Source organism: Arthrobacter sp. 4R501 (assembly GCF_002929755.1).
Lineage (GTDB): Bacteria > Actinomycetota > Actinomycetes > Actinomycetales > Micrococcaceae > Arthrobacter.
This window is the reverse complement of record NZ_PJIW01000012.1, coordinates 153,147-165,155: the sequence shown is the minus strand read 5'-3', so window position 1 is coordinate 165,155 and position 12,009 is coordinate 153,147. Positions and strand designations below refer to the sequence as shown.

Here is a 12,009-nt window from a genome sequence, read left to right as displayed (position 1 = left end):
TACACCGCCACCCTGACCGCCACCAACGACACCGGCTCAAGTTCAACCACCTCGACCATCACGGTCAGCCCGGCACCACCGCCCGTTGCGCCCACGTTGGACGCACCCTCCGTCGTCAACATTGCCAACGTCGATGCCGTGCCCGTCTCCGGCACCGCCAGGGCCAGGCCCGCGGACACCGTGAGTGTCACAGCGTCCGACGGCGCGGGCAATGCCGTGAGCGGAACGGCCACGGCCAGCTCGACCGGAGCCTGGTCCCTTCCGACACTCAACCTGACGAGCCTCAACGACGGCACCGTGACCCTGACCGCCACCGCCACCGATACGGCGGGCAACGTCAGCCCGGCGACGACGGCAACGGTCCCCAAGGACACCGTGCCCCCCGCCGCGCCCACGCTGGACGCACCCTCCGTCGTCAACGTGGCCAACGTCGATGCCGTGCCCGTCTCCGGCATCGCCGGGGACGCGGGCACCGTGAGTGTCACAGCGTCCGACGGCGCGGGCAATGCCGTGAGCGGAACGGTCACGGCCAGCTCGACGGGAGCCTGGTCCCTTCAGGCACTGAACCTCTCGAGCCTCAACGACGGCACCGTGACCCTGACCGCAACCGCGACCGATACGGCGGGCAACGTCAGCCCGGCGACGACGGCAACGGTCCCCAAGGACACCGTGCCCCCCGCCGCGCCCACGCTGGACGCACCCTCCGTCGTCAACGTTGCCAACGTCGATGCCGTGCCCGTCTCCGGCATCGCCGGGGACGCGGGCACCGTGACTGTCACAGCGTCCGACAGCGCGGGCAATGCCGTGAGCGGAACGGCCACGGCCAGCTCGACGGGGGCCTGGTCCCTTCCGACACTCAACCTCTCGAGCCTCAACGACGGCACCGTGACCCTGACCGCAACCGCAACCGCAACCGATACGGCGGGCAACGTCAGCCCAGCGACGACGGCAACGGTCCCCAAGGACACCGCGCCCCCCGCCGCGCCCACGCTGACGGCCCCCGCCACAGTCACCGCCGCGACCGTCACGTCCGTGACGGTCAGCGGCAGCGCCGAGGCCGGCACGACCGTCACACTCAACGTCACGGACGCCAATGCCGTTCACACCGTCACAGCGACCGCGACCGCGGACGGAACCGGGTATTGGTCCGTAACGCCACTGAACCTGACGAGCCTGAGCGACGGCCAGCTCACATACACCGCCACCGCGACCGACACGGCCGGTAACACCGGCCCCGCGACGACAGCAACGGCCCCCACGGACACCGCACCCCCCGCCGCGCCGACACTGACGGCCCCGGCCACCGTCACCGCCGCGACCGCCACGACCGTGACCATCAGCGGCAGCGCCGAGGCAGACGCCACCGTCACGCTCAACATCACTGACGCCGACACCGTTCACACCCTCACCGCAACCGCCACCGCGGACGGAACCGGGAACTGGTCCATAACGCCACTGAACCTGACGAGCCTCAACGACGGCCAGCTCACATACACCGCAACCGCGACCGACACGGCCGGCAACACCGGCGCGTCCGCAGCGCAGACCGGAATGAAGAAGACCACCGCAACGGCACCGCAGTTCACGAGCATGCCGTCCCAGATCACGGGCGACACGGTGACCGCCGTGCCATTCGCGGGGACCTCCGATCCGGGGGCAGCCGTGGCGCTCACGGCCACCGATTCGGGGAATTACAGCCTGTCGGCCACGGCAACGGCGAACGGCGCTGGAAACTGGTCCGCGACGATGAACTTGAGCCAACTCAACTCGGGCCTGGTCACGTTCTCGGCCCAGGCCACGGACTCCTACGGCAACATCAGCACGGTGATGACGGCGACGAGCCGCATCGGCCCGAGGGTCGTGTCCGTCACGCTACAGAACGGCGGAATCGCCGGCAAAGCGGACACCAACGACAAGGTCGTGGTCGTGTTCAACGAGCCGATGAGCCCGAGCTCGTTCTGCAGCACCTGGACCAGCCCCACAGGGCCGTGGACCCATATGAGCAGCAGCGTCAGCGTACTCATCAGCCGCAACACCTCCGCACCCAACGACACCCTGACCCTCTCGACGGGTTGCACGACCAACAACTTCGGCACCGTCAACCTCGGCGCCCGCTACACCACCAGCACCGGCGGAAACCTCACCTTCAAGGGCAGCAGCACCGTCCAACGGTCCTCCGTCTCGCTGAGCGCGGACGGCAAGACCCTCACGATCACCCTCGGAGCCCTCAAGAGCGGCACCCGGGCCACGGGCGTCATCGCCGGCACCCCCACGTACCAGGGGACCGCGAACGGCCAACCCGGCATCGCAACCGACATGAACGGAGTCCCGCTCGGAACCAAACCCTCCGGCTCCGGGACGGCGTCGGGCTTCTGATCCTCGAATCGCGCCGCATAACTTCCTGCAGAAACGAGACCTCAGCCGTTCCGTGTCTGACCGTTACAAATCAAACAGAAGGTGGGGTCATACTGTCAGCCGCCGTCGGTGATTCAGCCTCCTGATTGCATATGCAGCAGCCACGCCACCAAGGACCAGTCCGATCGTGATTACCCAGAATGAGTTGTTCGCTGCAGCGGTAACGGTATCCGCCGCAGCGTCGTCGAATGTATCCGCTACAGGGGCAATGGTGGCACCGCCATTTGGTAATGGGGCAGGGTTGGAGTTCGCTGCCACTGTTGCCGGTGTTTCCGAAGATGTGGTTTCTGGTCGTTGAGTGGCTTCGTCCACCACCTGCTCAGGTGAGATCACTCCAGGTTCAGCAATTGCCACTGCCTGTGCCGCGTTCGCAGCGGGAGGGTTATTTAGGGGCGATGCGGCTGCAGCCTGCTGGGAGGGAGCATCAGCAGGTTCGGGAGCCGGTTGCGCGGGAGCGGGTTGTGCGGGCCCTGGAGCTGGGGCAGTCGCAGCAGGTGCCGGGGCGGCATTGGTCGTAGCAAGGGGAGCGGGAGCTTCATCAGCGGTTACGGGGAGAGCTTCAGCGGTAGACGGGGTAGAAGCTGCTGATCCCTGCAACCCGCAATGCGTACCTGCCCCCGCCCATGCATCACCAGGCTGGAGATTGGAGCAGGAGGGAGCAGGTGGATTAGGCGCGGGGATAAATAGCAACCTGTTAGGGGTTGCGCCCTTATTGGCACTGATGACACCCGTCACCGCGTTGTTGATCATCGACTGGTGAACCTGTGCCGGGGATAACGAAGGGTCACGGGAAAGCAGGATTGCAGCCGCACCGGAAACGTGTGGAGCGGCCATTGAAGTACCGTCCAGAGTGTTGTAGCCGGTAGCAGCGTTGTTCCAAGCAGACCTGATGGATATTCCCGGCGCTTGAATATCAACGCAAGAGCCGTAGTTGGACCATGACGCCTGAGCGTCGTTAATATCCGTAGCTGCAACGGTAATGGCAGAGCGAACTCGAGCAGGAGAAGCAGCACAGGCATCAGCGCCGGCGTTGCCTGCTGAAGCGACTACCGTCATCCCGTCGTTAACAGCACTTTGAACGGCTTCGTCAAATGAAGAATTAGTGAAACCGCCAATGCTGAGGTTTAGTACTGCTGGCTGACCGGCCACGTGGTGCTGAACTGACCAGTCGATCCCGGCCATGATTGTTGACGCCCAGCCGCTTCCATCACACTCAAGCGCCCGGATGGGGATGATGCTGGCTTTCTTGGCAACGCCGTATGTTGTTCCGGCGGCGGTTCCAGCGACGTGTGTCCCATGACCATTACAGTCATTGATTCCATTGCCATCATGAACTCCCCACCAGGTTGCAGGAATCCTCCCGGAAAATTCCGTATGGGAAACATGCAGCCCAGTGTCAACAACATAGATGTTCACGCCAGCACCTTCATTGCCGATGCTGTACTGCCCATCTCGCCCTGATCGCTGATCTACCCGGTCAAGCCCCCAGATAGACGTGGCACCGGAGATTGAAACGGGAGTGTCAAGTTCAACTGAGGCCACGTCTTCTGATCTTTTCAGGGACTCCATTTCCTTCGGTGTCGCTACAACTACCGAAGCTTTCATTGCATGGGAAAGAGTCGCCTTAACTTCAATCCCCTGTTGCCGCAGGGACGTGGACTCCGCTTCTGCATTCACATCATTGCCATATTTCACGATGTACCTTTGCTCTCCTGCGGGCGGAGCAGAGGGCGAAGGAGAAGGAACAGTGGCAGATGGCGGATCAGTTGCAAAATCAGCATGAGCAACAGCAGGGGCCAGAAATAGAACCATTGAGGCAAGGAATACGGATGTGGCGGCTTTAAGGAAATACGGCCGTGTGGACATCTGCACTGTTCTTTCGTACGAAGGATGCCTCTTACCGCAGGAGCAGCCATAAGTGATTACCGAGCATTAATAGAAGCTGCACTACCGTGTGCCATACAAATGATAACGGCGAGGCTCCAGATATTAGACCTCAGCGGACTGATTGTCGAACATTCGCGTTGACTCATAGAAGATGCGCGCGTAGTGGGTATCGAAGAATCATTTGGTAATGCGCGCGTAGCGGGGTGTCTGCGGCTGCCGGTTCGCTGGCGGGGGTAGGGCTGCTGCTATGGAGCTGACGATGAGCGAACGCAGGGCTGTCACGAAGGTTCTGGCCACGGAATACCGGCGTGCTTCCAAGGCCAGGAAGGGCGAGATCCTGGATCAGATCTGCGCGGTGGCGGGCTGGCACCGTAATCATGCCCGCAAGGCGCTGGGTCTGGTCCTGACGGTCAGGGTTGTCCGTCCGCGGCCGCCGAGACCGCTGGTCTATGACGAGGCCGTCATTGAGGCGCTGCGGTTCTGCTGGGCGGTGCAGGGCACGCCGTGCGGGCGGCTGCTGGCGGCGGCTCTGCCTGATCTGGTGCCGCGGCTGCGGCGGTTCGGGGAGCTGGATATTGATGAGGGGACGGCGGCGCTGCTGTTGCGGATAGCGCCGGCGACGATTGACCGCCGGCTCAAGGCGGACCGGGCCAAACTGAATCCGCGGGGCCGGTCCCATACCAAGCCGGGAACGCTGCTGAAGGACTCGATCCCGATGCGGACCTGGGCCGAATGGGATGAGGCCAGACCCGGTTTCGTGGAGATCGATCTGGTCGGTCATGAGGGCGGAAATTCCCGGGCGAGTTCTGTTTCACCCTGGATATCACTGACATCGCGACGGGCTGGACGGAGACCGTGTCGGTGCGGAACAAGGCGCAGAAGTGGGTGTTCGCCGCGATCAAAGAGGCGACCGCGAAGTTCCCCTTTCCCATTCTGGGCATCGATTCGGACAACGGGTCCGAGTTCATCAACTGGGGGCTGTTCCACTGGTGCGAGCAGGAGCAACTGACGTTCACCCGGTCCCGGTCAGGGAACAAGAACGACGGCGCCCACGTGGAGCAGAAGAACTGGCACATCGTCCGTCAGACCGTCGGGTACCACCGCTACGACACCCCCGGTGAGCTCGATCTGCTGAACCGCATCTGGGAGCTGCAGCGGCTGCTGACGAACCATTTCGGTCCCCAGCAGAAACTCGTCTTCAAGGAGCGCAACGGCGCTAAGACCACGAAAAAGTACGACCTGCCCGCCACGCCATACCATCGGATCCTGGCCGACAAGGGCACGGTCCGCCAAACGGTCAAGACCAGACTCACCCGGGAAAACCAGCCGCTGAACCCGGCAGCCATCCAACGACAGATCCAGGCACTCGCGGCCGAGTTACTAACGCTCACGACCAGCAAACAAGCCGCCAAACCCAAGCCCGCCGCGCGCGCACTTCGGAATGATTCCACGAAGAACGCTACGCGCGCATCTTGACATGATTCCCCGGGACATTATGGTCCGGCACGAACGTCTTTGCCTAAGAGCACCTCGCCGAGGACCGCACCATCACCCGCGCCGAGCAGGAGAAGTGGCTGCTGGACGACTTCAAGAACTCCACCCAGCGTTGGGACATCCTGGGCCAGCAGGTATTTTTCGCCGAGCGGGACCGGAACTAGGCGCCGGAGATCGACGACGTCTCCATGGACGGGTGGGACGGCTACGCCGCCTCCCGCCGCCGCATCACGAAAGAGGCGATGACCGCGGACTTCCGGGTGCTGGACTGCGTCACGACGCCGGGATCCCCCGTCAGCACGAAAGCCTCCTTTGAGATTCGGGACGGTTTGGCGGGACTGATCGGTGGTTGAGCCTGTCGAAACCACCGCACGACGTCGGCTACCTCCCGCCGGTTGGACGAAGTATTCGGCCGAATCGAGGAGTCCCGTCATGGCGTCGTCCCCCCCGAGACCTAGCCATTGAACCTACAACACCAGGTGTGTGAGTCAGCGTCCCAGACCAAGAAAGACGGCCAACGACTGCTCGACTGCGACCATGGTCTTGGCATCCACTCGCCCCATCCGCAGGCCAAGGTTGGCGCGACGCACCGTGGTCAGCTTGTCCACCATGATCTGACTCACGCGCTCCAAGCCAGTGAGTTGGCCGGGTTCAACCGTCAGCCTCAGCAGTGGGGCGTCCGTCAGTTGCGACGTCAAGGGCAGGAGGGTGATCGACTCTGAAGCCGCAAACAGGTCATCCTGGATGATCAGTGCCGGCCTGGGTCTTTGAGCATATGTTCCGCCTGAGACCGTCCACAACTCGCCTCGATTCACTCCGGCCAGTCTTCCGAAATTTGCTCAACGAAATCCTGGTCGTCACTGCCGCGGTCAGCGGCGGCAACTGCCATGGCTTGCCGGCGCGCTTCACGCTTGAATTCTTCCGTGCGTGCGTCCGGCACCCACATTTGAATCTGTCGGAAGCCACGCTCGCGCATGGCAACCCGGTGCCGGGCAACGCGATCCCTTACGCTCATGGGTCAATGTTACATGTAACGCGTCCGCAGCGAGGTGATTTATTCCCATCCAGGTTCGAGAGCCGCGGCCAAACAAACTCCCTAGATCTTGACCCGGGCCACGTCAAAGAAGGCCTCGAAACCAACGCCGAGCTCGCCATGTTCAAGCTCGCGAAGCGCATAGCGCCTGAGCCCGGCACGGGCGTCCACCATGATGCGGCCGGCCCGGATGAGCCGGCCCCGAGGGCTACCGCAAGCTAACACTGTGGCAGGAGCAGTTCGACGCCTTGGACTCCAGCCGGCACGACAGTTAAACATCTGCCGCGGACGCCCGGTGCGACTGGGATAGGCTCGCCTGGGACCGGGGCACGCATGGCACCGGCGGCAAGGAGCGAGGAATTCATTGGATCTGCTGGGTGGCTTGAGCCGCGACGAACTCCGCTTCTTTCCCTGGATTGCTGCCGCCGTCTTCGCGCTGTCGGCCGGCCTCTGGCGTCCGCGCAGGTTTCATTGGACGGCGCTTGGTTCCGTCCTGCTCTTTGCGGCCCTCAACGCGGGTGCCGGGATCTATGTCCTGAGCCAATTCCGTGATTCCCGATGGTCCGCAGGAGGGGAACCGCCGCTGACCGTCCCGTCGTTCTCCGGGACGCCAATCGTGGGCCAGTATCTGGGCCCCCTGGACTCCGCGCTGAACGGGGTGGTCGGTGGCGTGAACGAGTTCCTGGCATTCAAGCAGGCACTTCCCATAGCGCTGGACTTCCTTGCCGTGTCCGGCTGGGCCCTGCTCCTGTCGTTCCCGCTCGCCATTGTCGCCGCCGTCGTCAGTTACGCCGTGGCTCGGCGCCGAGCGGCGGACTTTGAAAGGTACCGCGCCACCGTTGACCTGCTCAAAGAAGAGCTTGAGCAGGTCAAGCGGCAGATCTCGTCAGGGAGTTTCGTTGACACGGCGCTCCCTGCAGAGGGCGAGGTCAGTGATGTGCGGCGCAGACAGACGGGCCGATAATTCCGCTAGGCGCGCCTCACCGGCAGCCACAACTCGGTGACTGCCCACGTGCCGGCCGGGACTCGATTGCATCGAGGTCCTCGGGCACCGGCGTTCCTTCGCTGACGGCGACGCCGTGCAGGTAAGTCAGGCTGCTGCCTCGGTGTAATCGGGGTCGACGTCGGCGCGCACCTGCAGCAGTCCTGCCGGATCGGTGTTGCTCAGCACTTTGAGGCGAAGGTGCTCCCCTGCGGGCGCGCCGCGATATGCGCTGAATGTGCGGGTTTGGGCCGTGGTGAATGAGCGGCACGCGGGCCGCATGGTGGAGCCATAGCCGAAGCGCACTGAAGTCCACAACAGGTCGCGGCCACCTATGACATCGGCCGCGGCGACGGTCATGCGCCGCCGCCGGATGAACTCGGACAACGCGCATCCAGCCTCGCTCATCGACCCAATCTCACACCCAACCATGGCGATTCGATCCGTTCGCGCTCCGGCCAGTCCTCATCGGAAGGTTCCTTGCTGTCAGTTACCGGCGGCCGTGCGCAAGAGCCGAGCGACCTCGGGGGTCATGCAGTAGCGCTGACCGTCCCAATCCCAGATGTAGTGCCAGGAATTGCCCTTGGGGGTGGTGTACATCGGAAGCCCCGCGCGACGGATGGCCTTCCCCTCGCCACCGAGAGTGCCTGCGACGCCCGACGCGCCTTTCGGGTGCGAAATCGCCTTGGCGATCTCCTCTGGAAGGAAGTGCACGGCTTCGTCACCGGTCCCCCGGATCAAGTGAAGGAGAACTCCTTGTCCCTGCGGCGAGATCTTGTCCCACAGGGTCGCGGCGATAGCTGGAGCTTCGTCGGCCTCAACCCAGGAGGGGACGGTCCCGGACGGCAGCCGGTGGGCGCATCCGGACGCCCTGAACTCCGGCAAGCCTTGGTTTCCGCTACTCTTTTCTGTCTAGGTCAGCTGTCTCTTCGGGGCACTTGTCTTTCACACCCGATCCACCTGGCCAAACCGCCGTCGTCCGTAATGTTGGGTGACGTCCGCGGGGACCGTTGACCATGGACCGCAACCGGCGGAGCATTGGCTTCCTTGGACCCGTGCACTGCGTGCGGGCTGATGGAAGCGACATGCAATGGGGTTTGATGATGAAAAAGGTTATAGCTGGCTTCGCGGCGGTAATTATGGGATTTGGTGCAATTGCGTTCGCCGCCCCAAGCAGCCCGGCAATTGCCAGCAGTGCAGCGAGTCAGGAGTCGCACGCCTCGGGCCAAATCATCATCAAATTCCGCGACGACAGGGCGGCAGCCGGCATATTGCGCCGGCACGGCCTTGGCGACGGCCCTGGCATCGGCAGCACCGGCGCCCACCTCATCAAAGTACCGGCCGGCAGGGAACTGCAGCTCATCGATGCCCTGAGCCGGAACCCCGCCGTTGAGTATGCCGAGCCCGACGAACTCGTGACTGCCTCGACGGATGACACGTATTTCCCGCGCCAGTACGCCCTACAAAACACCGGCCAGTCGTTTACCAACACCGCCGGCACCATCGTGGTAGCCGCCGGCAAAGCAGACGCTGATGTGGACGCCGTCGAAGCATGGGACGTCGCCACCGGCAGCGAGATCAGAGTTGCCGTCCTCGATTCCGGCGTCGCCAGCGACAACGCAGACATCGCACCGAAGGTGGTCGCCCGCGCCAACTTCAGCGGCGCGGCAACCGGCGAAGACAACTACGGCCATGGCACCTACATTGCCGGCGCTGTGGCCGCGAGCGCCAACAACGCCATGGGCGTCGCCGGCGTGTGCCCGGGGTGCGAGATCCTGGACGGCAAAGTCCTCAACGACAGCGGGATCGCATCCAGCTCAGGCCTGGTGAACGCCATCAACTGGTCCGTCAATAACGGTGCGAAGGTGATCAACATGAGCCTCGGAGTGCGCGCGTCACGCACGCTCGAAACTGCCGTCAATAACGCCTGGAGCAATGGTGTGGTGCTCGTTGCCGCAGCAGGCAACGGCGGCAACCAGACCAAGATCTACCCCGGCGCATACCCTAACGTCATCGCCGTCGCCGCAACCGACAACAACGATGCCAAGGCATCCTTCTCCACCTACGGGGCCAGTTGGGTGGATGTCGCAGCGCCAGGGGCCAACGTCTACTCCACCTTTCCGAACCACCCGTTCTACCTCGGTACCCAAAACGGCCGCTCCCAGGGGTACGACGTCGGCAACGGCACCTCAATGTCCTCAGCCATCGTCGCCGCAACCGCCGCGCTTGCTTGGAGCTCACATCCAGGCGCTACGCAAACGTCAGTCCGCGCCAATGTCGAAACGACCGCCGACAAGATCGCCGGCACTGGCACCTACTGGGCACATGGTCGCGTGAACGCCTACAACGCCGTCCGGTAGTTTCCAGCCAGTACAGAAACACTCCCGTCAGTTGCCCGCGGACGAATGAGGGTTCGACGACGACGTTGTTCCCCGGCTGCGCGGCCCGTCACCGCATCGCCGACGTCTCCATGGACGGCTGGGACGGCTGGGACGGCTACGCCGCGTCCCGCCGCCGCATCACCCAAGCTGGGTTGACGCCAACGTGCGCAACGCCGTGGTCCTCACCTGCGACGTGCACCGCAACTGGGCCAACGACCTCAAGGTCGACTACAAGGACTCCGCCTCCCCCCGTGGTCTGCTCCGAACTCGTCTACACCTCCATCACCTCCACCGGCAACGGCAACGGCTCCACCACGGACCCGACCATAGCCTGGAGCCCCCACCTGAAGTTCCACAACGACAACCGCGGCTACGTGAACACCCGCATTACGAAGGACGCGATGACCGCAGACTTCCGCGTGCTGGACGACGTCACGACGCCGGGCCACCCCGCCAGCACGAAGGCCTCCTTCGCGATCCAGGACGGGGTGCCCGGCCTCATCGGTGGTTGAGCATGTCGAAACCCCCGGTGGTTGAGCCTGTCGAAACCAGCCCGTCGAAACCCCCGGCCGAGTCCGCTCAGCCGGGGGTTTCCCTGCTGTTTGAGCGGCACGATCTTTCGAAACTACGTATCGTTCCGAGGGAGCCGTGTTACGCGGCGTGGCCGGCCGCTTCGCAGGTGGCCACCCAGGAATCCGCTGGCCAGCAGCAGCACTGCTCCTGCCCGTGCCAGGCCAATACCTAGCCCGTGGCGGCCGCGTTCACGGGCTGCCCAGGAGGCCAGGTATACAGGCGTGGCAGCGGCATTGATGGCGGCGTGGACGATGCCTACGCGCTTCGTGGCTTGACCCTTCAACGACCACTGCGCCCAGCCGGAGACAGCGGTGGGAACTGCTGCTGTCTACCCAGGCCGACTAGCCGTTCTGCGGCGTTCCGGGAGCAGTCGTCCGACGATCGTCCCCACGCCCGGCGACGAGGCACTGCTGCGGAAAGTCGGCGCTCCGCGCATCCGCCAACGATTTTCCTCGGCCCTCTTTGAGTTCTTACGATTGGCCGCACAAAGTATCGCCTGGGCAGCAGTGCTCTACCGCTGCCCAGGCGATACTTGCGTCTACCTCAACTCTGCACAGATGTCCCGCTGCGTACCTGTTTGCTGCTGGATAGGCTCGTGCAGGGTGTAATTGCTGTCAGTGGTGAATCTGACCAGCCCCGTGTACAGGACGGTGGACGGACCGCCAACGTCGACCTTGTCGAACAACAGGACCAGGTTTGCACCCGAAAGCGCAAACTCGATATCGCCCGTTGTGGTGTTCGTGGCAGTCCTGGTGACCGAACCCTTCGTATTGAAAGTCACGGTTTCGCCGGTATCAGCATTCGTCACCGATATGGTCGTCCCGCGGCCGGCAACGATCGTGTAGATGATGCCGTCCTTGAGTCGCGTCATACGGACGTCTTGGTTCCCGCCACTTGAATTGATGGTGACGCTAAAGCCGGGGCAGGCAGGATACGCAGTAACGGGCGGTGCGGCCAGGGCCGATTGTGGAACGGTCAGCGTCATTGCTGCCAGCAGCGCCGTGAGCAGCAGACGCCACAAAATTTTCCTCATTTTGGGGTTCCTCCATTTGCCTGAAGTTGTGCATGTTTGGGCTGGCGCACCACCAAAATGTGGGGAGGAGACCGTCCGCCGTACTAAGTCCGGGTCGTGCCCTGTGTACAGCACCGGAGCGGGCTGTGAGACGTCGTTGGCCGGAATCCGACCCACGCGCCATCATACTTAGAACTTCGATTAGATGTAAGAGGTAGCGCACCATCGACCA

General features: G+C 63.4%; 11 protein-coding genes and 2 pseudogenes. 6 read left to right on the top strand and 7 right to left on the bottom strand.

Features of this window, described 5'->3' with window-relative positions; genetic code table 11:
* Positions 1–2,376: Ig-like domain-containing protein (locus CXR02_RS13825; RefSeq protein WP_104062530.1), on the top strand; the 2,376-nt coding region annotated here is incomplete at its 5' end.
* A gap of 87 nt (positions 2,377–2,463) precedes the next feature.
* Here CXR02_RS13825 and CXR02_RS22175 read toward each other — a convergent pair.
* Positions 2,464–4,281: a S8 family peptidase gene (locus tag CXR02_RS22175; RefSeq protein WP_258060968.1), complete on the bottom strand. Its 1,818-nt coding sequence runs from the start codon at positions 4,279–4,281 to the stop codon at positions 2,464–2,466.
* 876 nt (positions 4,282–5,157) lie between these two features.
* Between CXR02_RS22175 and CXR02_RS22650 the strand changes: the two genes are divergently transcribed.
* The gene (locus tag CXR02_RS22650) at positions 5,158–5,778 is read left to right on the top strand and encodes a transposase family protein (protein ID WP_219816434.1); all 621 of its coding nucleotides are present in this window, start codon (positions 5,158–5,160) and stop codon (positions 5,776–5,778) included.
* A 53-nt stretch (positions 5,779–5,831) separates the two neighbouring features.
* A pseudogene (locus CXR02_RS13805) lies at positions 5,832–6,149 on the top strand (alkaline phosphatase D family protein); the annotation flags it as partial.
* Positions 6,150–6,284: 135 nt separating this feature from the next.
* Here CXR02_RS13805 and CXR02_RS13800 read toward each other — a convergent pair.
* From CXR02_RS13800 to CXR02_RS22420, 3 genes are all read right to left on the bottom strand, one after another.
* Positions 6,285–6,611 carry a type II toxin-antitoxin system PemK/MazF family toxin gene (locus CXR02_RS13800; RefSeq protein ID WP_104062528.1) on the bottom strand — a complete coding sequence of 109 codons (327 nt, stop codon included), beginning with the start codon at positions 6,609–6,611 and terminating at the stop codon, positions 6,285–6,287.
* A complete protein-coding gene (locus tag CXR02_RS13795) occupies positions 6,608–6,811 on the bottom strand; it encodes an antitoxin MazE family protein (protein WP_104062527.1) in 204 nt (67 codons plus the stop codon). The genes CXR02_RS13800 and CXR02_RS13795 overlap by 4 nt, the downstream gene beginning before the upstream one ends.
* 81 nt (positions 6,812–6,892) lie before the next feature.
* Complete coding sequence (locus CXR02_RS22420; RefSeq protein WP_181037230.1) at positions 6,893–7,054, bottom strand: hypothetical protein; 162 nt, start codon at positions 7,052–7,054, stop codon at positions 6,893–6,895.
* Between the two features lie 139 nt (positions 7,055–7,193).
* On the opposite strand from CXR02_RS22420, the gene CXR02_RS13790 reads away from it, so the two are divergent.
* Positions 7,194–7,793, top strand: coding sequence for a hypothetical protein (locus tag CXR02_RS13790; RefSeq protein WP_104062526.1), 600 nt, complete (start codon positions 7,194–7,196; stop codon positions 7,791–7,793).
* A 38-nt stretch (positions 7,794–7,831) separates the two neighbouring features.
* On the opposite strand, the pseudogene CXR02_RS13785 reads toward CXR02_RS13790, so the two are convergent.
* Both CXR02_RS13785 and CXR02_RS13780 read right to left on the bottom strand, forming a co-directional pair.
* Positions 7,832–8,216 (bottom strand): annotated as a pseudogene (locus tag CXR02_RS13785) (GyrI-like domain-containing protein); the annotation flags it as partial.
* Positions 8,217–8,297: 81 nt separating this feature from the next.
* Positions 8,298–8,696 (bottom strand): DUF6416 domain-containing protein, encoded by a 399-nt coding sequence (locus tag CXR02_RS13780; protein ID WP_104062525.1) that lies wholly within the window; start codon positions 8,694–8,696, stop codon positions 8,298–8,300.
* Positions 8,697–8,911: 215 nt separating this feature from the next.
* Between CXR02_RS13780 and CXR02_RS13775 the strand changes: the two genes are divergently transcribed.
* Together CXR02_RS13775 and CXR02_RS13770 are read left to right on the top strand one after the other, a co-directional pair.
* Entirely contained in the window at positions 8,912–10,171 is a 1,260-nt protein-coding gene (locus CXR02_RS13775; RefSeq protein WP_104062524.1) for a S8 family serine peptidase, read from the top strand.
* Between the two features lie 110 nt (positions 10,172–10,281).
* Positions 10,282–10,704 carry an alkaline phosphatase D family protein gene (locus CXR02_RS13770; protein ID WP_258060967.1) on the top strand — a complete coding sequence of 141 codons (423 nt, stop codon included), beginning with the start codon at positions 10,282–10,284 and terminating at the stop codon, positions 10,702–10,704.
* A 599-nt stretch (positions 10,705–11,303) separates the two neighbouring features.
* On the opposite strand, the gene CXR02_RS13765 is transcribed toward CXR02_RS13770, so the two are convergent.
* Complete coding sequence (locus CXR02_RS13765; protein ID WP_104062523.1) at positions 11,304–11,798, bottom strand: hypothetical protein; 495 nt, start codon at positions 11,796–11,798, stop codon at positions 11,304–11,306.
* Positions 11,799–12,009: the final 211 nt, after the last annotated feature.